The sequence below is a fragment of the Pseudomonas sp. Mb7 genome (genome assembly GCF_054790525.1).
Genome location: NZ_CP186501.1, coordinates 1,677,268 through 1,699,921, shown reverse-complemented (window position 1 = coordinate 1,699,921; position 22,654 = coordinate 1,677,268). Strand labels below are relative to the sequence as shown.

The window sequence follows — 22,654 nt, the reverse complement described above, 5'->3', positions numbered from 1 at the left end:
CTCAAACGCTACAAGCCTTTAAATTAAAGGCTTAAGACCGTTTATCGCTTATTTAAAATCTGAACAAATCTGCACAAAAGCAACAAATTCAATCGCAGCAATGACTTGATGGCCAATCGCCAAAAAATGCTCAAGTGTTATACAGATGCAACATGTCATTTTGCTGACACGCTTTTCAAACGCTGCGCTATACCCCTTTAACAATCTCATTCCGTAGTTAACTTTTGGTGTTATTGAGGTGCGCAGATGGACGTGAGCGTATTTGGCACTGGCTATGTCGGACTTATACAAGCCGCCGCACTTGCAGATGTCGGTCATCGCGTTTTATGCGTGGACATTGACCCAAACAAAATTAAACAACTGCAACAAGCAGTGCCGCCCATTAGTGAGCCAGGTTTGTCCAGCACGCTTGAGGAAAACATCAAGGCCGGCCGCCTGTTGTTCAGTACCCAGGCCAGTGACGCGGTCGAGCATGCCGAGCTGATTTTCATCGCCGTCGGCACCCCCGCCGATGAGGACGGCTCTGCCGATCTCAGCCACGTGCTCAACGTCGCCCGCCAAATCGCCTCGCACATGGAGGCCGATCGCACGCTGATCATCAAATCCACGGTGCCGGTCGGCACCGCCGATCAGGTGCTGGCCACCGCCAACAGCGAATTGCTGCGTCGCGGCAAGACTGATCTGCAAGTGCGGGTGGTGTCCAACCCGGAATTCCTCAAGGAAGGCAGTGCCCTCGCCGACTGCATGCGCCCGGACCGGATCATCGTCGGCACCCGCGATGACGCGGCCCGCGAGCAAATGAGCGAGCTGTACGCGCCGTTCTGCCGCAACCACGAAAAACTGATGTTCATGGACAACCGCAGCGCCGAGCTGACCAAGTACGCCGCCAACGCCATGCTCGCCACGCGCATCAGTTTCATGAACGAGCTGGCCAACCTCACCGAACTGCTCGGTGCCGACATCGAAGCAGTGCGCAAAGGCATAGGCTCGGATCCACGCATCGGTTACCACTTCATCTATCCGGGCTGCGGCTTCGGTGGCTCGTGCTTTCCCAAAGACCTGCGCGCGCTGCTGCACACCGCCGAACACAACGGCATGCCGCTGAAACTGCTGCGCAGCGTCACCGACGTCAACGACCTGCAGCGGCACATCCTCTTCAGCAAACTGAAAGCGCAATTCCCGCAAGGCCTGGCCGGTAAGTCCATCGCGATCTGGGGCTTGGCGTTCAAACCCAACACCGATGACATGCGCGAAGCCCCGAGCCGCTATCTGATGGATGCGCTGTGGGCCGAGGGAGCCAGCGTGCAGGCCTACGACCCGGAAGCGATGTCCGAATGCCGGCGCCTCTACGGCTACCGCAACGATCTGCACCTGTGCGCCACCCGCGACGACACCCTGGAAGACGCCGACGCACTGGTGATCTGCACCGAGTGGAAAAACTTCCGCGTGGTCGATTTCGAGTTGCTCGCCGAAAAGCTCCGTTCGAGGGTGATCATCGACGGCCGCAACCTGTACAACCCGGAACAAGTCGCCGCCGCTGGTTTGCATTACAGCGGCATCGGCCTGCGCCACATTGCGCCTGAAGGACTACGGCCATGAAGGTGCTGGTCACCGGTGCGGCCGGTTTCATTGGTGCCCATTGCGTGCTGCGGCTGCTGCGCGACGGGCATTCAGTGGTCGGTCTGGACAACTTCAACGCCTACTACAACCCGCAATTCAAGCACGACCGCGTGCAGTGGGTGCGCGAGCAGGCCGGCGATTTCCAGCTCGCTACGGTTGACCTGGCCGATGCCTCGGCCATCGCAGCGCTGTTTGTCCGCGAACGTCCGCAAGTGGTGATTCACCTCGCCGCGCAAGCCGGGGTGCGTTACTCGCTGGACAATCCCAAGGCGTATCTGGACAGCAACCTCAACGGTTTCCTCAATATTCTCGAGAGCTGCCGGCATCACCCGGTCGAACACCTGATCTACGCGTCATCGAGCTCGGTGTACGGCGCCAATCAGCACACGCCCTACTCCGTGAAAGACGGCGTCAATCACCCGCTGTCGCTGTACGCCGCAACCAAGAAAGCCAACGAGCTGATGGCGCACAGTTACAGCCACCTGTTCGGCATTCCCTGCACCGGCCTGCGCTTTTTCACCGTGTACGGGCCATGGGGTCGGCCGGACATGTCGCCGATCCAGTTCGCCCGGGCGATCAGCGAAGGCACACCGCTGAAGCTGTTCAACTACGGCGAGCACCAGCGCGACTTCACCTACATCGACGACATCATCGAGAGCATCACCCGCCTTATCGATCAGCCACCGCAGGTCAACCCGCAGTGGGATCGCGAGCAGCCCGACCCGGCCAGCAGCATGGCGCCATGGCGCCTGTTCAACATCGGCGGACAGCACCCGGTCGAGCTGAAAACCTACCTGGCGCTGCTGGAAAAACACCTTGGCCAGAAAGCCATTGTCGAGCTGCTGCCACTGCAACCGGGTGACGTACTCAACACCTGCGCCGAGGCCAGCGATCTGGCCCAGGCCACCGGATTTCAGCCCCGGATAGAGCTGGATGAGGGACTCGGACGCTTTATCGCCTGGTTCCGCGACTACTACCCCACTGCCTATCGCCCACGCGCCGTTCGCGGCTGAATTCATGTGGAGGACTCCATGACTGGACATGAGAAAGGTGTACCGATCCTAGAAATGCGCCGCGACAAGCGCGTGGATCCCGAGCACCGAATGCGTCTCGACGCGGCGATTCATCGCCAGGGTCGCGGCTGGTTCACGGGCCGCGACGGCGGTCGGCCATGGCAACTGTCACGCACCAATCGCGTGGTCGCCTGCCTCGGTGCGCTAGTCATTCTGGTACTGATTTCACCACTGTTGCTGGGCCTGGCACTGGCCATCAAATACTCCAGCAAAGGCCCGGTGATGTTCGTACAAAAGCGCACCGGCTACCGCGGTCGCAAATTCGGCATGTACAAATTCCGCACCATGGTCGCCAACGCCGAAGAATTGAAAGAGTCGTTGCGTCACCTCAACAAGCACGGTGCCGACGCCATCGATTTCAAAATCGACCACGATCCGCGCATCACCCGCATCGGCGGTTTTCTGCGGCGCACCAGCCTCGATGAACTGCCGAACCTGATCAACGTGGTGACCGGTGACATGCGCCTGGTCGGCCCGCGTCCGACCTCGTTCAACGCCTATCGCTACAAAGACAATCACCTCGCCCGTCTGGCGATCTATCCGGGCATGACCGGCCTGTGGCAGATCTCCGGACGCAGCAATATCGACTTCGACCAGCGCGTTGAGTTGGACCTCAGCTACATCGCCGAGCAGAGCCTTCTGCTTGATCTGAAGATTCTGTTGAAAACCCCCTTCAAAGTATTCAGCGGCCACGGAGCAAGCTAATGGACGGTTCAACCAACAAAAGCCTGAGCATCGCCACCCCCAGCGAATCGAACCTGACCTCGACCGTGCTGGATCTCGATCTGCGGATCCTGTTCCTGACCGCCGCCAACCCCGGCTCAGGCACCACCACCAGTGCGCTGGCGCTGGCCAGCCAACTGGCGCAAATGAGCAGCGGCCAAGTGCTGCTGGTCGATGCCAGTCAGTCGGCGAACAATCTCACCCAGCAATTGAACCTGAGCAAGGAGCGCGGCCTGCGCGACTTGCTGTTCAACCCCGACAAACCGCCGCTGTTGCAGGACTGCGTGGTGCAGGTCTCGAGCCTGCCGTTCCACGTGCTGCCCAACGGCCGGCCGATCCGCACCCTGGAACACCTGACCGCCGAGCGTCTGAGCCCGTTGCTTGATCAATTGGGCAGCCAGTACCGCTTTGTGGTGATCGATGGCGACGCGGTGTACTCCGACGCCGACACGCTGGTGATCAGCACGCAAGTCGATGGCGTGGTGCTTGTCGTACGCGCTGAAGACACCCGCTGGGAAGTCGCGCAAGCCGCCGTGCAACGCCTGACTCAGGCCGGAGCAAAAGTGGTCGGTAGCGTGTTCAACCGGCGCAAGTACTACATGCCCAAATGGCTTTACAAAAACCTGTAAGCGAACGCAAAGGATGACGCCATGAACGCCAAAATGCTTGTCCTGCTGTTGCTGCCGCTTGCAGGCTGCTCCAGCAATTCCGACACCCGCAACATGCCGGTGAATATCCTCACCGCCACACCGGCCAATGCGCAAGCCACCGACATGCCGAGGGTCGAGCAGACCCTGCGCCCGAAAGACGTGCTGGATGTGATTTTCCACATCAGTACCAGCGGCTCGGACGCTTACCGCGTGCAGTCGGGTGACCAGATCGGCCTGAACTTCACCGCTGCCAGTCAGCTCAACGGCACGCAACTGGTGCTGCCTGACGGCACCATCGAACTGCCGGGCGCCAACACCTCGGTGAAAATTGCCGGGTTGACCAGCGACGAGGCGCGGCAGGAAATCCAGCGCGCCTATCAACGCAAGCAGCTGTTCCAGCCCAACCGCAATCAACTCTCGGTGCAGATTCTCAGCCCGCTGAGCAACGAGCAAAACCTCAAAAGCGCGCTGAACCACCCGGCCACCGGCATGAGCCGCGAAATCACCGTCGGCACCGATGGCTATGCGAGTTTCCCAGAAATCGGCGCCGTGCCGCTGCAAGGCATGACCGTCAATCAACTGGAAACCTTCCTCAACAGCAAGTACGCGCAACTGCCAGGACGGATGACGGTGGATGTGCTGCTGAAATCCACCGCTGGCAACGAGATCTACGTGCTCGGCGAAGTCGCTCAACCGGGCTCGTACCCGATCCGCCGGCCGGTGTCGGTGCTTGAGGCGCTGACCCTGGCGCGCGGCACCAATGTCAAGGCGCGTCTCGATTCGGTAGTGATCATGCGGCGCAACGGCAATCAGGTGCAGGCCATGAACTACGACGTCGAGAAAGCGCTGTCGGGCGATGCGCCACAGATCGCCTACCTGCAACCGGACGACATGCTCTACGTACCGAAAACCAAACTGGCCAGCGCCGGCGAACTCGCCCGCCAACTGGCCGATGTGGTGCTGTTCCAGGGCGTGGGGTTCAGCTTCGGCTACCGCGTCGACAACAAAGGCAGTGACAACTGACTCTCAGGTGAACGACATGAACCCAAAAGAAAATTACCTGCACGAGTTCTTCAGGATTTTCTTCGCCAACAAGCAAACGGTGAAGCGCATCTTCCTGATCTTTGCAGTGATCGCGCTGTTGCTGCCGCTGTTGCTCAAACAGAGCTTCGATATCACCGCGCAGGTGATCGTGCAGTCGAAAAAACTGTCTCAGGGCGATGCGACCACCTCGCTGACCCAGGACAACGCCACCTTCATTCCGCCATCGCTGGCGGACATGGAAACCGAAAGCAATATCCTCCGTTCGCCGGCGCTGATTCGTCAGACCATCAGCGAACTGCGCGATCAGGGTCAGTACAACCCGCCGCCGGGGATGCTCAGCAAGCTGGCCGAACCGTTCAAGCGTTATGTCAGCACGCCGCTGCGCGAATACGTGATCAATCCGCTGCGTGATGCACTGAGCATGGAAACCGATCCGGTGCGCGACACGGTGCTGGATGGCTTGACCCAGGAAGCCATCGACAATCTGAAGATCGAAACCCTGCCGGGTTCCAATGTCATCTCGATCGTCTACAGCTTCCCAGATCCCGCCCAAGGCACGACGTTCGTTGCCACGCTGTTGCGCAACTATCTGGTCGATCGTCAGGCCTTGCAATCGATCGAGCTGCCGCAATCGTTCTACGAGACCAAGAAGCATCAGTATCAGGTCCGCCTCGATGGCCTGGAAGGCGCGCGGCTCAGCCTGCTGGAAAGCGTCGGTTCGTCCGATCCGAAAGAGGAAATCACCTTTCGCCTCAACGCGATCAACACCGAAGAGCAGGCACTCAACCTGTATCGCGATCGCTTGCTGCAAAGCCAGCGCTGGCTCGATTACCTGAAAACCAGCCTGGCCACCGCCAACACCAACAAACTCAATGACTACACCTTTCCGTTCACCTTCACGACGACGGTGGACAACATCGCGTTCGAGGATCGCGAGATCCGGCAGATGGGCGAGGCGCTGACCACTCAGGTCAGCCGCTATATGAACGACCTGGCGATATTTCAGCCCAGCAGCGAACCTATGTTGCTGGCCCGCGAGCAGATTGCCCGCACACGCCAGCAGTTCCTCAAAGTGGTCAACAACCGCATCCAGGAACGCACGATCGACCTGTCGGTGGTCAGCCAGGTCATCGAGCAGAAAACCGCGCGCATTGCCGACTTCAAGAATCGCATCCATCAATTGCAGCAGACCCAAAGCAAGCTGCGCCAGATGGACACCGAGATCGGCGCATTGCACGCAGCGTTTTCAACCTATGCGCAACGTTTTGCTGAAAGCAGCACGACGCGCGCGCTGGATAACGACTTGTCCAACGCCCGTGTCTTGAGCCCGCCGTATGAACCGACCGAGGCGGCGTTTCCGAAACCGATGTTGATCATTCCGTTTGGTCTGCTCACCGGACTGCTGCTGGCCATTGCCTTCGTCTATGTACGTGAGTTCTTCGATCACCGCTTCAAGCATCCTGCGCAAATCAGCCATGAACTGGGCCTGCCGGTGCTGTTGGTGCTCAACGAAGAAACGTCGCAGCCGGGCAATCCGCACAAGAACTGGACCGTGCCGAGCCTGGTTCACTGGGTGCGCAATTGAACGCGGCGTCCACCCCGTGCGTCGCCCTGCCGATCATTCATTTGCTCAGCAGCGGCGGCTTCTACGGCGCCGAGCGGATGTTGCTGGATCATTGCCTGGCGACGCCGGGGCAGCATCAGGTGCTGTTCCTCGACGCGCCTCCAGAGCTGATCGAGCGCTTTCGCGAGGCCGGGGTGGACGCTCGCGCCTGTGCCGGGCTCGGCGGACTGCTGTGGCACCTGCATCAGCGCCGTGGTGACAAGCCGTTGCTCAACACGCACAACTTCAAAGGGCTAGTGTTCGGCTGGGTCGGCGCCACTGTGTTGCGCCTGCCGCTGGTGATCACTCAGCACGGTTTCACCCCGCGCAGTCGCAAGCAGAAGTTCTACACCTGGCTAAGCCTGCAACTGTGCCGCACGGCCTCGGTGAAGCGGGTGGTCTGCGTCGCGCAAAGCATCGCTGTGCTGCACCGTCAGGCTGGCGTCCGTGCCGAGAAGTTGCAGGTGATTGCCAACGGTTTGCCAGCGGCGCCAGCGCTGCCGCCGGCGCTGGAACGACAACGCTGGCTGGTCGGTTACGTCGGCCGGTTGAGCAGCGAGAAAGGCCCGGATCTGTTTCTCGATGCGCTGATTGCGTTGTGTCACCAGCATCCGCAACTGGACGCCGTGATGCTCGGTGACGGTCCGGAACGTGAGGCTCTGCAAGCGCGTATCGACGCTGCCGGTTTACCACAGCGGATTCGCTTGCCGGGCTATCAGACGGCAATGCAAGGCTGGTGGCAGCAACTCGATGTGCTGGTGATCAGCTCGCGCACCGAGGGTACGCCGATGATTCTGCTTGAAGCGATGCAGGCCGGTGTGCCGGTGGTGGCGTTCGCGGTCGGTGGCATTCCCGATGTCTTGCAGGACCGCCACAACGGCCTGCTCGCCGCACCGACCGATACCGCCGCACTCGCCCGTCAGCTCGACACGTTGCTGGCCGAACCGCAGCTGGCCGCACACCTACGCGACAACGCCAGACGCACACAACAGGAACGCTACGACCTCAAGGCTTTGGCCGAACGCTGGTCGCAGCTGTACATCCACACGGCACGGGAGGCACGCGCATGATTTTCCCGCTCTCGATCGTCAGCCTGCTGGCACTGGTCTGCATGGCTTTGCTGGTCAGTCCTTATCCGTATCTGGCGCCGGGGGCGGTGTTGGGGCTGCTGGGTTTCACGGTGCTGTACCGCAAACCGTCGTGGGGCCTGCTGGGTATTGCCGCGCTGGTGCCGTTTGAAGGGTTCTTCAAGGACAGCGCGTTTTCCGGGAGCAAATTCCTCGGTGCTTCGCTGGCGCTGATCCTGGCGTTGCAACTGGCATTGCACCAGATTCCATCGCAGCGCCTGCGCAGCAATCTGTGGCGCTACCTGATCGGTTTCATGGCGCTGTACCTGTTGAGCCTGATCGCCACCGACAACATGGGCATGTCACAGAGTCATCTGCGTGAACTGAGCGTGGGCCTGATTCTGTTCGTGATCACTTTGTTGATCGGCCGCGAGCTGAACCTCGATCTGTTCGCCCGGCTGGTCACGCTCAGCGTCAGCGCCACCTGCGCGATGGCGATGTTTTCCAGCCGATTCCAGGACAAGGGCCGCGCCGCCGGCCTGCTCGATGACCCGAATGCCTTTGCTCTGCTGATTGCCTTCGCCGTGCCGCTGGGCCTGCTGCTGGTGATTCGCGGCCCGAACCTGCTGCACCGTCTGTTCTGGGCGGGCTGCTGTCTTTTGCTGCTCGGCGGCATGACCAAAACGGAGTCGCGCTCAGGTTTGGTGGTACTGGCCTTGAGTCTGGCGATCGGGGTCTGGCATTACCGCCAGCACCTCAACCGTATCCGTCCGCGGCATTTCGGATTCGCCATGCTCGGCGCGGCCATCGTGCTGCCATTGGCGATTTATGCGATGCCTGCCGGATATCTCGCGCGCATCCAGTCGCTGAGTATCTTGAGCGCCGGGGCTAAGGCTCAGGATGAATCCCTCGGCCGTCGTGCCTCGTACATTGTCGTCGGCAGCCAGATCATCCGCGAGCATCCGCTGCTCGGTTCCGGCCCCGGGACCTTCCCGTTGCACTATGCGACCACCGGTTATGCCAAGGCATTCTCGGCCAACCGCAAGATCGGCGACCTGTATCGCCGGGCGCATAACACTTATCTGGAGATCTTCAGCGAATTGGGGATTCCCGCCGGCCTGCTGTTTGTCGGCATGCTCGTGCAGGGTTTCTACAATCTGATCCGCGCACGACGCGAATGGCTGCAACGGCGCGAATGGCAGCACGCCGACCTGATGACCCATCTGGGAATGAGTTTTCTGTCGTTGACATTGTTTCTGATGTTTCTCAGCGCGCCGAACCTCAAATACCTGTGGATCATGCTTGCGCTGACCTGGGTGCTGCGCCTGAAAGCCGAGCAAGCGCCGCTGACGGAGGCCAGAGCATGAGCCGAATCAGCATCGTACTGCCGATGTACAACGAGGCACGGCACATCGGCCGCACCCTCCTGGCCGCACGCAAAGCCGCGAACGCCGCTGACATCGACTGTGAACTGATCGTCGTCGACAACGGTTCCACTGATGACGGGCCACAGATCGCCCGCGCATTCGGCGCACAGGTGCTGGTGCTGCCCGGCCTGCTGATCGGCGCCTTGCGCAATCGTGGCGCAACGGTTGCCAACGGTGAATGGCTGGCGTTCATTGATGCCGATATCGAAATGCCCGAAGACTGGCTGAAGCAGATGTTCGCCCTGGCTGCGGATGCCCAGGGCGACGTCTTCGGCCTGGACCTGCACACCCCTGCCGCCGCGCCATGGTATGCCGCCGCGTGGCAGCGTCGCTCTTTGCGTCCGTCGAGCCGCGCTGCTCGCACCGTGCAATGGCTACCCAGTGCGAACCTGCTGATGCGCAGGCAGTGGTTCGAAAACGTCGGCGGTTTCAACGAAGCCCTGCGCACCGGTGAGGACAAGGAATACACCCTGCGTCTGGGTAGGCACGGTGCTCGCTTGCTGTCGGTCAATACCAGCGTCGCCCTGCATTGGGGCTATGAAATGACGTGGCGCGAATGGATCGGCAAGGAGCTGTGGCGTCAGGGCAGCCACCTGCAATTACTGCGCGCCCACGGCATGAGCCTGCGTCTGCTGCGTTTTCCGTTGCTGTCATTGCTGGTGTGGTTGCTCGATGCGCTGGCGATTCTGGCGTTGTTGACTGGCTACACGCAGCCAGCACTGATGCTGTTGTTGCTGGGCCTGCTGCCGAGTCTGTTGCTCAGCGTGCGGCAAAGCATTCGCCACCATAACGTCAACCTGACCTTGCAACTCTGGGGTCTGCACTGGGTGCGCCTGCACCTGGCCAGCGCGGCATTGATTCTCGGTCTGTGTCATTGGAACGCCAGGAGGCCCGCCCGTGGCTGAATACATTTTTTGCCTGTGCCTTGTGCTGCCGGCGTACGCCTACATCGGCTATCCGTTGCTGCTGACCTTGCTGGCGCCGCTGTTCCCGGCCTGGCGGCACGCGCCGGCACCGCCGCTGAACGTCAGCATCGTCATCGCCGCGCACAACGAGGCGCGGCACATCGAGCACAAGTTGCGCACGCTGCTGGCCCAGGATTATCAGCCCGCCACGCTGCAGATCATTCTCGCCAGCGACGGTTCCAGCGATGACACCGTGGCCTGCGCGCACAAAGTGATCGATCCGCGCATCACCGTCCTCGACCTGCCGCGCCAGGGCAAAGCCGCCACACTGAATGCCGGCGTCGCCGTGAGCAGTGGCGACATTCTGGTGTTCACCGACGCCGACAACCAATGGTCGCGCGACACCCTCGGCCATTTGCTCGCGCCGTTGAGCGATCCGCAGGTCGGTGCCTGCGCCGGGCACATGGTGATCCCGGTCACCGGTGGCGGCCTGAGTATTGGCGACAGCCTCTATCGGCACTACGAAGGCTGGTTGCGCCGGGTCGAGAATCGCACCGGCTGCATGGTCTCCGCCGACGGCGCCCTGCTCGCCTTGCGCCGCGAGCTGTTCCAGAACGTACCGGCCGAGGTCAACGACGACTTCTTCATCAGTACCTGCGCGCCGGTCGCGCACAAACGCATCGTTTACGTACCCCAGGCGCAAGTGATCGACCAGGGCGTCGACGAAGCGGGCAAGCAATGGCGCCGCCGCCAGCGCGTTACCGTCGGTGGCCTGCAAAGCCTGGCGCAACGCAGCGCCCTGCTGAACCCGTTCAAGTACGGTCTTTATTCCATTGCCTTGATCAGCCACAAACTGATCCGCCGTCTCGCGCCGATTCTCTTGCTGCCGCTGCTGCTGAGCAATTTCTGGCTGTGGAACGAGCACGGTTTCTATCGCCTGAGCCTGGTTGCGCAATTGCTCGGTTACGCGGTGGCCATCGCCGGCCTGCTGGATTCGCAACACCGTTTGCCGAAGCCGTTCCGCCTCGCGGCGTTCCTGCTGGTGACGCTGGCCGGCATGAGCGTCGGTCTGTGGCAGTTCCTGCGCGGGCAACGTTACGCACAGTGGAATCCTGACCAGAATCGTTGAGAGGACTCATGCCATGGCGATCAAACAACTGCTAAAACGCACCAGCGGCTGGCTTTATCTCAACTCGTCAGTGGGCCGCAACCAGTTGCACGGTGCCGGGGTCATTCTGATGCTGCACCGGGTACTGGCCAACGACCGGGCCGCCAACCTGCCGCACCGCAATGAACTGTGCGTCGGGCCCAAGGCCTTCGAGTATTTACTGCTGTGGCTGCGTCGGCATTTCGATTGCGTGCCGCTGATGGAAATCCTCCAGCCCAATTCGCTGCGCAGCGAGCGCCCACGGGTGGCGCTGACCTTTGATGACGGCTGGCGCGACAACGCCGTCAACGCCTTCCCGCTGCTGCAGAAACATCAGGTACCGGCGAGCATTTTCCTCTCCACCGATTTCATCGGCAGCCGTCAGCGTTTCTGGTGGGAAAGCCTTGGCGAAACCCTGTGGGGCAGCCACGGTGAAAAAGCGCGGATGCACTTGATCGAGTGCCTGCAGTTCATGCATCACCCATTGCCGGTAATGCTCGATGACATCGATATCGACCGCCGCAGCCTGGCGCTGCTGCATTTCCTCCAAGGGTTGAAGACGCTTGACCCGCAGGAACTGGAAAAACTCACCGATGAGTGCCCAGCCGAATCACAGCCGCAAGCGCTGGACTGGCATCAAGTGCGCGCGCTGGAGGCTTCCGGTCTGGTGCGCTTTGGCCCGCACGGTGCCAGCCACGCCATCCTCACCGGCCTTGATGATCAGCGCCTGAACGAAGAAATCAGGCGCAGCCGTGATGCCTTGTACAACGGCTGCAACCGCCCACTGCCGGTGTATTGCTACCCCAACGGCGACAACGATGAACGCGTGCGCGAGCAGATCGCCAATCACGACTATCCGTTCGCCCTCGGCACCGGCACCGGCATTTATCGCGGCGAAGGCGACCCGCTGAACCTGCCGCGCTTCGGCGTCAGTCAGCGCATCGCGTGCAATCCGGCGTTGTTGTCGTGGCGCATTTATCGCGGGGCACGGCCATGAGTCGCAGTAGCTACCTCAAGCATCTGGCGCTGAGCATGGGCACCAAACTGGCAATGATTGCCTTGCGCCTGCTGCGCAATGTGTTGCTGGCGCGGATTCTCGGCCCGAGTGAACGCGGTTTGTTCGCCCTGCTCAGCACCCTGCCGGATCTGATCAGCGCGGCCACCAGTGGCGGCTTGAATTCGGCAGTCGGTTATCAAGCGGCCAATCAGCGGCCGATGGGCTTGTTGCTCACTCAGGTGTTGGTGTTCGGCTGTCTTCTGGCCGGGCTGCTGACCTTGCTGGTGGTCGCGCTGGCCCGTGAGTTCGGCAGCGAACTCGATGTGACGATGCAGCTCGGTCTGCTGGCGTGGCTGTTGCTGCTGGCGGTGCCGTTGACCGTACTTAAAAGCGGTTTGCTGACCTTGCACAACGCATCGGGCGGCGTGGTTGCATTCAATGTTCTGCGGCTGATCGAATCCCTGGCACCGCTGCTGTTGTTTGTTGCGCTGTTCTGGATGTGGAAGGAGGCAGCACTCGAAGCCGCGCTGATCAGTTGGCTGGCCGGCATCAGCCTGGTGGTGCTGGTCGGCTGGATGTGGCTCAAACGCGCACAACCGCTGCAACTGCAATGGGACCGTGCGAGCCAGAACGAGCTGCTGCGATTCAGTGCGCGCAGCCATCCGGACCTGCTCTTTCAACAGATCATTCTGCGCTCCGACTACTTGTTTATCGGCGCCCTGCTGGGCAGTACCGCGCTCGGCCACTACGCCATGGCCAGCGCCGCCGCCGAATTGTTGCTGATCGTTCCGGAGGCGGTCACCACACCGCTGATGAAGCGACTGCTGCAACAGGACAAAGGCATGGACAAGGTCACGCCGCTGGCGCTGCGCCTGACCGCCACGGTGATGCTCGGCGCCTGCCTGACCATGGCAGTGATCGGCGAATGGTTGATCGTCACGCTGTTCGGCGCGGCGTATCAACCGGCGTATCCGGCGCTGCTCGCGTTGCTGCCCGGTCTGCTGGGCCTGTGCTATGCAAGCATTCTGCGCCTGGATCTGATTGGCAAGGATCGCCCCGGCACGGTGTCGTTGCTGATGGGCATCGGCGCTCTGTTCAATCTGGCGCTGAATCTGCTGTTGATTCCTGCCTTCGGCATTGTCGGTGCAGCGGCGGCTTCATCAATCGCTTATCTGGCGGTGACGGTGGCGATGCTGGTGCTTTATTGCCGCTTGAGCAACGTGCCGTTCTGGCAAACCTTGATCATCCTGCCCAGCGACATCACCCCGATGTGGTTGATGCTGCAACGTCGGAAGACCGCATGAAACGCCTGGCCCTGCTGTTCGGACTCGGCCTGACGCTGAACGGTTTCGCGGCGCCGATGCAGTGGGGTGACCTGCGAGACGGCAGTTTGTACCTGCAAACCGATCGACCGGACTCGGTCACCGTGCGCTGGGTTCCGGCGTGGCAGGCCGAGGCCAATGAAGAGCATATTTATCTGCTCGACGGCCAGGGCAAGCTGCAGGGCGAACGACTGATCAAAGCCAGCGAAACTCGCGGTTCGCAGAGCTGGCCGTTGCTGCCCGGGGCTGCCAGTTATCGACTGGAGATTCCCGGCTACAGCTTCCGCAGTTATCGCGTCGAGCATGACGATAAAACAGTGGCGCTGTTCAGCCCGGCCAAAGTGCATTTCAGTGTCGAAACCGGCAATGGCGATGAGCTGTTTTTCCAAGTGGCACCGGGAGAACACGCGGTGCTGAACGGCAAATACCATGGCGGGGTCAACGCGCTGCAAGCCCAGCGTATGGACGATGGCCAACAACTGTCGTTGGCCCTCAAACCTTACCGCGCCTATTGGCAATTCGATCAAGTGGCCTTGCCGGTCAGCGACCAGCCCCAGGTCTGGCGCTTGCGCCTGCAGGGCAGCGGCAAAGCGGCATTCTGGCTCGATGGCACGGCCAATCTGTTTGCGCAAAATCCGCAGCAGCTTCAACCCTTGCGTGAAGAGCCGGGCCAGGTACGCCTGACCCTGCACGATAAGGTCCTCGGTCGCACCCCGGATCTAGGCATTGCCCTGCCCAATCTCATGCCGCCCGCAGCCAGTTATGCCGCACTGGATGCCTTGAAACCGAGTGCAGCGAGTTATTACAGCTATGTTGACGTTACTGCGAAAAATGCCCGTTTCGAAGACCCGGTTCGTCAGCTCTATCAGACTCGCTTCGGCATCCGCCAGGACATCACCCTGCTCGCTGGCACCGGGCGTCGGGCCGATCTGCGTGCCGACGTGCAGAGCAACAACGGCCTTGAGGCCTGGCTCGCCGGCACTCGTGCACTGGGTGGTCAAGGCACACATTACATCGGCTTCGCCGATGAACCGAACCTGAACTATTCGAGCTACGAAGATTATCGAGCGATTTTTGTCAGCATGGCCCGCCAGGTGCGCAGCGATCCGGCGAATGCCAAGGCCGGCGTGCGCATCGCCATGCCCGCCAGCTCACGTTTTATCAACGGGCCGTTCACCCGCAACGCAGCGGACAAGCGCGGCATCGATTGGGCGCGGCGTCTACTCAGTGAATCCGCCGATCAAGTCGATGCATTGGCCTGGCATGAATGGATGGTTCGCGACTTGCTGGCGACCCGGGTCTACCGCGACAGCGTGCGTCGCGCAGCAGAGGTGGTGGGGCTGGACGCTAAAGGTCAGCCACGCAAAGCGTTGCTGCTGGATCAGACCAATCTGTCCAGTGGCTCAGCCCTGAGCCCCTACGATCAGGAAACCCATTACACCGCGCTGTGGTGGGCGTCGGTGGTCATCAACGCCTCTCAGGACGGCCTGCTGAGCATGCTCAACTGGTTTCAGGCCGCCGACGAGCCACCCTACGGCAAAGGCATGGTGCGCATCCATGACGATGGTCGCTTCGAGCTGAAACCGGTGGGCCTTGCCCAGCAATTCATTGCCCGGCATTGGCTGCCGCAAGTGCTGCAACTGGATAACGACGCTTTTGAGGTGGATGTCCTGGCGATGGCCGGCGACACGCAGCGCGCACTGCTCGGGGTGAACAAAGGCACGCGCCTGCAACGGGTTGATCTGAGCGGTGCCCGGTGCCCGCTGAATCAAAGCGCCTTGCGTTTCTTCGGCGCTGACAATCGCAGCCGCGACATACCGTTTGCCTGCGAAAACGGGCGCATTCGTTTCGATTTACCGGGGCAAACCCTATTTGCCCTGAACTGGAGCGCTTCATGAACCGCCCTTCGATGTTCTGTCCCGCGAGCGTCTTGCTGTGCGTGGGACCTTCAACAGGAGAAGAGACCATGGATGTATTGCGAAGACTCAGCGGACATATCCGTCGTAAAGGCCTGCGAGCGACCTTGGCGAAGATCCGCAGAATGTACATTTTTGACCATCAGGAACTGCTGTGGATGGAGCGCGATCTGGTCAGCCCCGTGCCGCCGCACAGCCTCAAACCCTACCCGCCACTGCGCATGCTGAAGATCACCGCAAACAACGCCAGCGCCTTTGCCCGCTACTTCGGCAACCGCGTCGGCGTCATGGCCGAGCTGGCCAGTGACGGTCACACAGGGCATATGCATGTCGACGACAAAGGCGATGCCGTGGCGTTTATCTGGGGCACACCGCGCGACTATTTCGATCGGCATTACTACCGTTGCCGGTTCCCGGTTAAACCCGGCGAATTTTTCGAGTTCGGCGGCGAACTGACCCGTGCCTACTGGGGCACCGAATTGTCGGTAGATCTGCAACTGCGCCTGTGGAAAGCCATGGCCGCCCAAGGCTGCCACACAGTGGTCGATGTCTGTGACTCGAGCAACGTCCCGGCGCTCAAGCTGCACCTGCGCATGGGCTATACCGAACAACAGCGGATCATGAATATCTACACGCTGTTCGGCCGCTGGCGCTTCTATCGCGAAACCCGCTACAGCGGCTCGCGTCTGGCGGCGCTGGGTAAAACTTCCCGTCCACCTGTCACAGCAACGGCGGCCTGAACCCATGGTGATGCGATTCGAATGGCGCACGTCCCTGTGCGCTGCCGACTTCCCGGCAACAGCCTTCGAAGCACTGCGCCTGCGCGTGGCCGACCACACGCCGTTCAACAACCTTGGCTGGTTGTGCGCAACAGAGCAGGCCTTGGGCGAGGATCAGCACCTGCATATTCTGCTCGGCTGGGAAGCCGAGCAATTGCTGCTGTGCCTGCCACTGGTGGCCAGCCGCGAACGCTTCGCTGGCGTACCGTTTCGCGTTTTGCATCACTTGGGTTATCCAATGGCCGATCGCCTGGCCTTGCTGTCGTTGCTCGGCCGCGAAGACATGCACAAGGCGCTGGTGCTGATCCGTAAGCATCTGCCCCACGCGCTGCTGCAACTCAATGAACTGTCGGAACCTGCCGGTGAAGAAAGTGCGCTCACCGAATGGATGGCGCGCAGTTCCACGGCTGAACGACGCCTGAGTTGCCGAGTGCCGGTGCATCTGATCAGCGACGCTGATCATCAGGAGATCTCCGGTGACCCGCGCTACAAGCTGCGTCGGGCACGCAAACGGATTGCCGCATGCGGTGCGCAAGTGCGGCGAATCACCCCCGATGCGCTGTCGATGCCTAGGATTTTAGACGCGCTGCAGGAAGTCGAGTCGGTCAGTTGGAAAGGTGACGAGGGCGTCGGGATTTTCGCCACCGAACGCAGTTGTCAGTGGATGCAAAGCGCTTTCACCGCCCTCGCCGCTCAAGGCCTGGTGCGGGTCGTGACGCTGGAGCTGAACGGCCGCTGCATCAGCTATCGCCTCGGCCTGCTCGAACAGGGCCGCCTCTACGATTACAACCTGGCGTTTTTGCCGCAATACGCCGACCTCGGTAGCGGCCGGGTGTTGCTGGAGGAATGGATTCGCTGGGGGCTGGATGAGCACTGGCGCTGGATCGATGCGTCGCGGGTCAGCCTGGAAAACTCCAGCCATCAACTGCACGAACGCATGACCGGGCAACTGGAACACTGGCGCTGGAGTTTCTACTCGTGGCGCCCGAGCGGTTTGCTGCTGGGCCTGGGGCTACGCCTTTGGCACCGCGTCAAACCGACCCTGCAAAAATGGCGCGCACCGCGTGCCGGCAACTCAACGGCGGCGAACACATCCGAAACTCAACCGGCAACACCATCCAACACACCTGGGCTAGCGCCTCGGAGGGCATCATGAGCGTCATCGAAAATCTGCTTCTGCGCATCAAACAAAAAGGCCTGCGCCGCACCCTTGGCGCGCTGTGGAAACGTTACGTCTTCGCTCACCGTGAATTGCTGTGGATGGAGCGCGACCTGGTCACGCCGATTGCCCCGAACAAACTGCGCCCCTGCGAAGGTTTGCGCAGAGTCGACATCACCGAGGACAACGCCAAGGCATTCGGCAAGTACTTTGGTGACCGCGTGGAGACCATGGCCGAACTGGCCGCTGAAGGGCATACGGGGCACATGTACCTGGACCAGGACGATCACACCGTCGGGTTCGTCTGGGCCAGCACTCGCGACTATTACGACCGCCACTTCTACCGCTGCACGTTCCCGGTCAAGCCCGGTGAATACTTTCAGTTCGGTGCCGAAATTACCCGGCACTATTTCGGCAGTAGCTTGACCGTCGATGCACAAACCGCACTATGGCAAGTCATGGCTGCCCGAGGCTTTAAAAAAGTCGTGGATATCTGCGACAACGCCAATGTACAGGCCCTGAAGATGCATATTCGCCTGGGCTATCAGGAGCAAGGGCATATCACGCATGTTTACGACCTGTTCGGGCACTGGCGTTTCTTCCGCGAATCAAACTACAGCGATTCAAGACTGGAGGCGCTGCGCAAGCCGGAAAGACCGGTAGTGACGGCGGCGGCGCAGGCTTGATTCAGTCTGGATATTTGTGGCGACTTTGATGCCGCCATCGCGAGCAGGCTCACTCCTACACGGGAACGCATTTCAAATGTAGGAGCGAGCCTGCTCGCGATGAGGCCGGCAGCCGCACCGATCAATCAGGCCTTGGTGGCGACGAGGGTAAAGCACATCGGCATCTGCGCCTCTCGATTCAGATACTGGTCATACACCTCTTCCCGATTCGAATGCGGGTATTCCTTGAAGTGCGCAATATTCAGCCCTGCTCCGATGGCACCGCTGAAAATCGCCCCCAGCGTATGCACAAACCAATACGACTTTGCCGACTGCTGCTCGACTTTGCCGACATAGACAATCGGTTCTTCCTGCACAAACGGCTCGGCGCGGAAGTACGAACTGGCGAGGCGATTCGGATCCTCTGCGTCGGGATCGACCATCTCCAGAAACGGATGGGTTTCGTAGATCACCAGTTTGCCACCCGGTTTCAGGGTCGAGGCGACGTGGCGGAAGAACTCGCCAATGTCCGGCATCCAGTTGAGAACGCCGATGGTGATCAGCGCGACGTCGAAGCGATTCAGCAATGACGCTGGCAAATGATGGATATCGCTTTCGATGAACTCGGCGTTGTGCGGTGAACGCTTGTTCAGCTCACGCGCCTGATCGAGAAACGCCGCCGACTGATCGACACCGACCACGCTTCTGGCACCGAGCGCAAACAGGGAGAGACTCTCACGGCCGTTGTTGCAGCCCAGTTGAATGACATCTTTACCGTCGACTTCCAGCAACCCGCTCAAGGTCTCATCAAGACAAGAGAAATCCGCCTGCGCAACCTCGCCGAGCAAGGCCTGCCAATCAGGCGAATCCTGATGATGGCGGGCGGAATCGTTCCACGCCTGTCGATTGCTGTCGATGGCGGTTTTATTGTTGGGCACTTCCATGGCGCACTCCGGACGATGCTCGTGATTGAGCGGATCCGAGTCTAGATCAGCCCGGCAATTGCGGTTGTTGCAAACTTGTAAGCCAATTCCTTGGGATCCGATGTGGATCGAGCGTTGGGGGCGTGGGCAGCTATAGTTAATAGCCTTGGGGAAAACCGCACTCGCAGGTGCCGCCATGCAAATGCTCGATCGGCTGTTGTTGACCGGCTGTCTGCTCGCTGCCACTCAGGCGCAAGCGCTGGACAGCAATTTCAATTATTACGGGCCCAACCAGCCCTTCGCTCACCCTGCTCCGTATTCACTGAGTTCCACACCGCCCAAGCCTTACGACGATACGGCGCCGCAGGATTTTGTGGTGCTTCCGGGTGACCATGAATTCTACGATTCGCAGTTGCCGACCGTGGCGGATGCGACGGTGCGGGTGTTTATCCGCACGTACGATGCCGAGCGTGGGATTTATGTGAATGACGAGGTGTTGGATCCGGGTTGTGTGCTGGAGTGTTTGAGTCGGCAGCAGCATTGATCCGGGTTGCTCACAACATCTGCGGCACCACCGATCCCGTGTAGGAGTGAGCCTGCTCGCGATAGCGGTGTGTCAGTAATAAAAAGGTCGACTGACACACCGCTATCGCGAGCAGGCTCACTCCTACAGGGGATTTGCGGTGGGGCTACCACTGCCGTTTATCCGGCCGGGCGAGGCCGAGTTTTTCGATGCGGTAGCGCAGCATGTCGCGGCTCAGGCCCAGCAGGCGCGCGGACTTGGTGACGTTCCAGTCGGTCTTGTCGAGCATCTTGCGCACCATGTCGCGTTCGACTTCCGGCAGGTTCATCGACTCCATATTGCTCGCTGGACGTGGTTCGTAGTGCACCGGCGCTTCATGAATATGCAGCGGCGGCTCGTCGACCAGGCTCATGCACACGTTCAATTGATGCGCGGCAATCGTGTCGCTCGGCGCCAGCAACACCGTTTGCTCAAGCATGTTGCGCAACTCGCGCACATTGCCCGGCCAGGTGTAACTGAGCAGCAATTCTTCGGCCTGCTGGCTGAAATGCAGATTCGGCTTGCCATAGCGTTTGCCGTGACTGGCGAGGAAGTGCCGCGCCAGCAGCAAGATATCTTCACCCCGCGCATACAGGCGCGGCACCTTGATCGAAATGATCCGCAAGCGGAAAAACAGATCGCGACGGAATTTCCCCTGCTGCACCATCTGCTCCAGGTTGCAGTTGGTCGCGCTGATCACCCGCAGATTGACCTTACGCTCCTTCACCGAGCCGACGCGGCGAATGGTGCGATCCTCCAGCAACTTCAAAATCTTCGCCTGCAACAGCAGGTCCATCTCGCCAATCTCATCGAGAAACAGCGTGCCGCCATCCGCCGCTTCCACTAACCCGACCCGGCGATCCTTGGCGTCGGTGAACGCACCCTTCTCATGGCCGAACAACTCCGACTCGACCAGATTCGACGGGATCGACGCACAGTTGAATTCAATAAACGGACCTTTGCTGCGCGGGCCGTCGAAGTGCAGCGCCCGCGCCACCAATTCCTTGCCGGTACCGGTCTCACCCTCCACCAAAACCGGGGGCAGATCGGTGTTAGCCATGCGCCGCTCGGCATCGAGCAACTGGCCGATGGTGTTCTTCAAATACTGCATCGGCGCCGAGTCGCCAATCAGCGCCTGCACCCCAGACTTCTGCGCCTCGCGCTCCTGATAGAACGACAGCGTGCGCTCCATCCGTTCGGTGGCCAGGGCCTTGTCGAGCAGCAGTTTGAGCTCCGTCAGCGCGACCGGTTTGGTTACGTAATGAAAGGCGCCCTCCTTCATTGCCACCACGGCATCTTCGACGTTGCCGTAGCCGGTCATCATGATCACTTTCAGATCCGGCGCGCTGATGCGCAGCTTCTGGATCAGGTCGTGGCCGCTCATGCCCGGCAGCGAGTTGTCGGTCAGTACGATGTCGGGCATGAAGGTTTCCAGTTGCCCCAGCGCGTCTTCGGCCGAATGGCAGACCGTCACCTCGAAGTCCTTGCGCTCCAGGTAGGTCTGAATATTCTCGGCCAGCAGTTCGTCATCCTCGACCAGCAGAATGCTGTGTTCCATATTCCCCTCCCGATGCCACTTTGAAGTTGAGACTGACGCGGGTTCCCTCCTGCTCTTTGCTGGTCAAAACGACCGAGCCCTGAAAACGCTCCATGATTCTTTTGACCAACGCCAGGCCAACCCCGAGGCCGCCCTGCTTGGTGGTAAAAAACGGTTTGAACACCAACAGTTGCTGCTGCGCGCTCATGCCCTTACCGGTGTCGCTCAGGGTCATGCGCACGCTGTCCGGCTGCGGCGATTCGAACTCGACGCTGAGCACACCGCCCTTGGGCATGGCTTCCAGGGCATTGGCAAACAGGCTATTGAGTATTTGCGTGAGCAGCACCTTTTGACTGACGACCGGCGCGCAATTCTGCGGACTGAATCGCACTTCGACATTGCAGCGTTTGATCAATGCTTCGAAGGCGCCAACGGTGTCTTCGACCGCCATGACCAGATCCACCGCCTCGCCGTCGTCATTCATCGGCCTCAGCGACACCAGCAACTCACGTACCCAGCGTGACATGCGATCGACCTGACTGATGATGTCGCCAATATTGCGTTGCGCACCGGGGCTGGCGACTTCCTGGGCCAGTTCGGCGCTGGAACGAATGGTCGCCAGTGGATTGCGCAGGCTGTGCGCCACCGCCGAGGACATCTCGCCGAGGGCGACGAAGGTTTCGTTGCTGATCAGTTGTTGCTGCTGGCTCTGCAGCAATTTCGCCGCGCGGCGGACGATCCAGAACAAGGCTAGAAAAATCGCCGCACCGCCGAAGCAAGTCGCCGCCCAGATCGAGGCGAATCCACGATCGATGCGGTCGACCAGATCCGCCGGCTCCTTGTAGACCTCAACCATGGCGACGACTTTGCTTTTGTCAGCATTGAACATCGGGATGTAGTTCTCGATGAACAGGTATTTCGGTTCGCGCAGCATTTGTTGCTCGGGTTTCTCATCGTCGATCTTGTGGTAGCTGGAGGACACCGGCACTTTCATCTCGAATGATTCGTCGAGTTCATCGTCATCCTTGATGTGCACACCGATAAGCTCAGCGTTGGTCGACCAGATCACCGTGCGATCCAAGGCGTACACCGTGGCCAGGAGAATGTCCGGCAGGTGTTCGACATGGTCAAGAAATTCGATACGCGCAGAAGCCTGTAACACAGGGTCGACATCTGGGAAGTTGCCGTCCTGGCGCGGGTCGAGCATTTCGCCCATCGTCCGGTTCGGATTGATTTTGGCGTGGCGCATTTCCGCCGCGCCAATGGCCTCAACGAATTGCGCGGTCAGCAGCGCATCGCGCTCGACACTTTCGGTGACCACGAAGCGTGTGGAGATATAACCCAGCCCCAACGCCACGGCGGCGATGATGAAAAAACTCGCGAGCGAGAACCAGCGCAGCAAATTGAACTGCTCGCGCCAGCCCTTGCATGCGACCGATGCGTTCGGTGCAGAGGTTTTTTGTGCTTCCAGTCGCTGCATGGGAGTGGCCCTGGAGTTTTATATCGCGCTGCTTACAGCCATCAGTGTAGGTGGC

20 protein-coding genes are annotated in these 22,654 nt (G+C 60.4%); 17 read left to right on the top strand and 3 right to left on the bottom strand.

The window, feature by feature from the left end; all coding sequences use genetic code 11:
- The first annotated feature begins 246 nt into the window (after window positions 1-246).
- From ACOYXH_RS07815 to ACOYXH_RS07740, 16 genes are all read left to right on the top strand, one after another.
- Entirely contained in the window at window positions 247-1,599 is a 1,353-nt protein-coding gene (locus ACOYXH_RS07815; protein ID WP_095124747.1) for a UDP-glucose dehydrogenase family protein, read from the top strand.
- Window positions 1,596-2,633 (top strand): NAD-dependent epimerase, encoded by a 1,038-nt coding sequence (locus tag ACOYXH_RS07810; RefSeq protein WP_095047541.1) that lies wholly within the window; start codon window positions 1,596-1,598, stop codon window positions 2,631-2,633. Before ACOYXH_RS07815 ends, ACOYXH_RS07810 begins: the two co-directional genes overlap by 4 nt.
- An 18-nt stretch (window positions 2,634-2,651) precedes the next feature.
- Complete coding sequence (locus ACOYXH_RS07805; RefSeq protein WP_095124748.1) at window positions 2,652-3,398, top strand: sugar transferase; 747 nt, start codon at window positions 2,652-2,654, stop codon at window positions 3,396-3,398.
- Window positions 3,398-4,045, top strand: a complete 648-nt coding sequence (locus ACOYXH_RS07800; RefSeq protein WP_137217211.1) for a CpsD/CapB family tyrosine-protein kinase — start codon at window positions 3,398-3,400, stop codon at window positions 4,043-4,045. Before ACOYXH_RS07805 ends, ACOYXH_RS07800 begins: the two co-directional genes overlap by 1 nt.
- A 21-nt stretch (window positions 4,046-4,066) precedes the next feature.
- Window positions 4,067-5,089 carry a polysaccharide biosynthesis/export family protein gene (locus tag ACOYXH_RS07795; RefSeq protein WP_038369600.1) on the top strand — a complete coding sequence of 341 codons (1,023 nt, stop codon included), beginning with the start codon at window positions 4,067-4,069 and terminating at the stop codon, window positions 5,087-5,089.
- A gap of 16 nt (window positions 5,090-5,105) precedes the next feature.
- Window positions 5,106-6,695, top strand: a complete 1,590-nt coding sequence (locus tag ACOYXH_RS07790; protein WP_137217210.1) for a GumC family protein — start codon at window positions 5,106-5,108, stop codon at window positions 6,693-6,695.
- On the top strand, window positions 6,692-7,783 hold the full coding sequence (locus ACOYXH_RS07785) for a glycosyltransferase family 4 protein (RefSeq protein WP_460063990.1): 1,092 nt from the start codon (window positions 6,692-6,694) through the stop codon (window positions 7,781-7,783). Before ACOYXH_RS07790 ends, ACOYXH_RS07785 begins: the two co-directional genes overlap by 4 nt.
- Window positions 7,780-9,147, top strand: coding sequence for an O-antigen ligase family protein (locus ACOYXH_RS07780; protein ID WP_460063988.1), 1,368 nt, complete (start codon window positions 7,780-7,782; stop codon window positions 9,145-9,147). Before ACOYXH_RS07785 ends, ACOYXH_RS07780 begins: the two co-directional genes overlap by 4 nt.
- Entirely contained in the window at window positions 9,144-10,112 is a 969-nt protein-coding gene (locus tag ACOYXH_RS07775) for a glycosyltransferase (protein WP_258709575.1), read from the top strand. Before ACOYXH_RS07780 ends, ACOYXH_RS07775 begins: the two co-directional genes overlap by 4 nt.
- A complete protein-coding gene (locus ACOYXH_RS07770) occupies window positions 10,105-11,241 on the top strand; it encodes a glycosyltransferase (protein WP_460063985.1) in 1,137 nt (378 codons plus the stop codon). Before ACOYXH_RS07775 ends, ACOYXH_RS07770 begins: the two co-directional genes overlap by 8 nt.
- Before the next feature lie 13 nt (window positions 11,242-11,254).
- Window positions 11,255-12,256 carry a polysaccharide deacetylase family protein gene (locus tag ACOYXH_RS07765; protein WP_095047548.1) on the top strand — a complete coding sequence of 334 codons (1,002 nt, stop codon included), beginning with the start codon at window positions 11,255-11,257 and terminating at the stop codon, window positions 12,254-12,256.
- Complete coding sequence (locus ACOYXH_RS07760) at window positions 12,253-13,560, top strand: lipopolysaccharide biosynthesis protein (protein ID WP_460063982.1); 1,308 nt, start codon at window positions 12,253-12,255, stop codon at window positions 13,558-13,560. Before ACOYXH_RS07765 ends, ACOYXH_RS07760 begins: the two co-directional genes overlap by 4 nt.
- Window positions 13,557-15,476, top strand: a complete 1,920-nt coding sequence (locus tag ACOYXH_RS07755; protein WP_460063980.1) for a hypothetical protein — start codon at window positions 13,557-13,559, stop codon at window positions 15,474-15,476. The genes ACOYXH_RS07760 and ACOYXH_RS07755 overlap by 4 nt, the downstream gene beginning before the upstream one ends.
- A gap of 68 nt (window positions 15,477-15,544) precedes the next feature.
- Window positions 15,545-16,234 (top strand): N-acetyltransferase family protein, encoded by a 690-nt coding sequence (locus ACOYXH_RS07750; protein ID WP_460063977.1) that lies wholly within the window; start codon window positions 15,545-15,547, stop codon window positions 16,232-16,234.
- A gap of 4 nt (window positions 16,235-16,238) precedes the next feature.
- Entirely contained in the window at window positions 16,239-17,429 is a 1,191-nt protein-coding gene (locus tag ACOYXH_RS07745) for a GNAT family N-acetyltransferase (protein WP_460063974.1), read from the top strand.
- A complete protein-coding gene (locus tag ACOYXH_RS07740) occupies window positions 17,426-18,118 on the top strand; it encodes a GNAT family N-acetyltransferase (RefSeq protein WP_460063971.1) in 693 nt (230 codons plus the stop codon). Before ACOYXH_RS07745 ends, ACOYXH_RS07740 begins: the two co-directional genes overlap by 4 nt.
- 125 nt (window positions 18,119-18,243) lie before the next feature.
- Here ACOYXH_RS07740 and ACOYXH_RS07735 read toward each other — a convergent pair whose 3' ends face one another.
- Complete coding sequence (locus ACOYXH_RS07735; RefSeq protein WP_460063968.1) at window positions 18,244-19,041, bottom strand: class I SAM-dependent methyltransferase; 798 nt, start codon at window positions 19,039-19,041, stop codon at window positions 18,244-18,246.
- A 175-nt stretch (window positions 19,042-19,216) separates the two neighbouring features.
- Between ACOYXH_RS07735 and ACOYXH_RS07730 the strand changes: the two genes are divergently transcribed.
- Window positions 19,217-19,564 (top strand): hypothetical protein, encoded by a 348-nt coding sequence (locus ACOYXH_RS07730; RefSeq protein WP_320414182.1) that lies wholly within the window; start codon window positions 19,217-19,219, stop codon window positions 19,562-19,564.
- A gap of 145 nt (window positions 19,565-19,709) precedes the next feature.
- Here ACOYXH_RS07730 and ACOYXH_RS07725 read toward each other — a convergent pair whose 3' ends face one another.
- The gene (locus ACOYXH_RS07725; protein WP_320414181.1) at window positions 19,710-21,140 is read right to left on the bottom strand and encodes a sigma-54-dependent transcriptional regulator; all 1,431 of its coding nucleotides are present in this window, start codon (window positions 21,138-21,140) and stop codon (window positions 19,710-19,712) included.
- On the bottom strand, window positions 21,109-22,599 hold the full coding sequence (locus tag ACOYXH_RS07720) for a sensor histidine kinase (protein WP_320414180.1): 1,491 nt from the start codon (window positions 22,597-22,599) through the stop codon (window positions 21,109-21,111). Before ACOYXH_RS07720 ends, ACOYXH_RS07725 begins: the two co-directional genes overlap by 32 nt.
- Between the last annotated feature and the right edge of the window lie 55 nt (window positions 22,600-22,654).

Bases quoted from the DNA above. Each gene is read 5' to 3' on its own strand.
- ACOYXH_RS07790 (WP_137217210.1), top strand. From the start codon at position 5,106: ATGAACCCAAAAGAAAATTACCTGCACGAGTTCTTCAGGATTTTCTTC.
- ACOYXH_RS07800 (WP_137217211.1), top strand. From the start codon at position 3,398: ATGGACGGTTCAACCAACAAAAGCCTGAGCATCGCCACCCCCAGCGAA.
- ACOYXH_RS07760 (WP_460063982.1), top strand. From the start codon at position 12,253: ATGAGTCGCAGTAGCTACCTCAAGCATCTGGCGCTGAGCATGGGCACC.
- ACOYXH_RS07725 (WP_320414181.1), bottom strand. From the start codon at position 21,140: ATGGAACACAGCATTCTGCTGGTCGAGGATGACGAACTGCTGGCCGAG.
- ACOYXH_RS07765 (WP_095047548.1), top strand. From the start codon at position 11,255: ATGGCGATCAAACAACTGCTAAAACGCACCAGCGGCTGGCTTTATCTC.
- ACOYXH_RS07755 (WP_460063980.1), top strand. From the start codon at position 13,557: ATGAAACGCCTGGCCCTGCTGTTCGGACTCGGCCTGACGCTGAACGGT.
- ACOYXH_RS07810 (WP_095047541.1), top strand. From the start codon at position 1,596: ATGAAGGTGCTGGTCACCGGTGCGGCCGGTTTCATTGGTGCCCATTGC.
- ACOYXH_RS07795 (WP_038369600.1), top strand. From the start codon at position 4,067: ATGAACGCCAAAATGCTTGTCCTGCTGTTGCTGCCGCTTGCAGGCTGC.
- ACOYXH_RS07750 (WP_460063977.1), top strand. From the start codon at position 15,545: ATGGATGTATTGCGAAGACTCAGCGGACATATCCGTCGTAAAGGCCTG.
- ACOYXH_RS07735 (WP_460063968.1), bottom strand. From the start codon at position 19,041: ATGGAAGTGCCCAACAATAAAACCGCCATCGACAGCAATCGACAGGCG.
- ACOYXH_RS07780 (WP_460063988.1), top strand. From the start codon at position 7,780: ATGATTTTCCCGCTCTCGATCGTCAGCCTGCTGGCACTGGTCTGCATG.
- ACOYXH_RS07775 (WP_258709575.1), top strand. From the start codon at position 9,144: ATGAGCCGAATCAGCATCGTACTGCCGATGTACAACGAGGCACGGCAC.
- ACOYXH_RS07740 (WP_460063971.1), top strand. From the start codon at position 17,426: ATGAGCGTCATCGAAAATCTGCTTCTGCGCATCAAACAAAAAGGCCTG.
- ACOYXH_RS07730 (WP_320414182.1), top strand. From the start codon at position 19,217: ATGCAAATGCTCGATCGGCTGTTGTTGACCGGCTGTCTGCTCGCTGCC.
- ACOYXH_RS07745 (WP_460063974.1), top strand. From the start codon at position 16,239: ATGGTGATGCGATTCGAATGGCGCACGTCCCTGTGCGCTGCCGACTTC.
- ACOYXH_RS07815 (WP_095124747.1), top strand. From the start codon at position 247: ATGGACGTGAGCGTATTTGGCACTGGCTATGTCGGACTTATACAAGCC.
- ACOYXH_RS07805 (WP_095124748.1), top strand. From the start codon at position 2,652: ATGACTGGACATGAGAAAGGTGTACCGATCCTAGAAATGCGCCGCGAC.
- ACOYXH_RS07720 (WP_320414180.1), bottom strand. From the start codon at position 22,599: ATGCAGCGACTGGAAGCACAAAAAACCTCTGCACCGAACGCATCGGTC.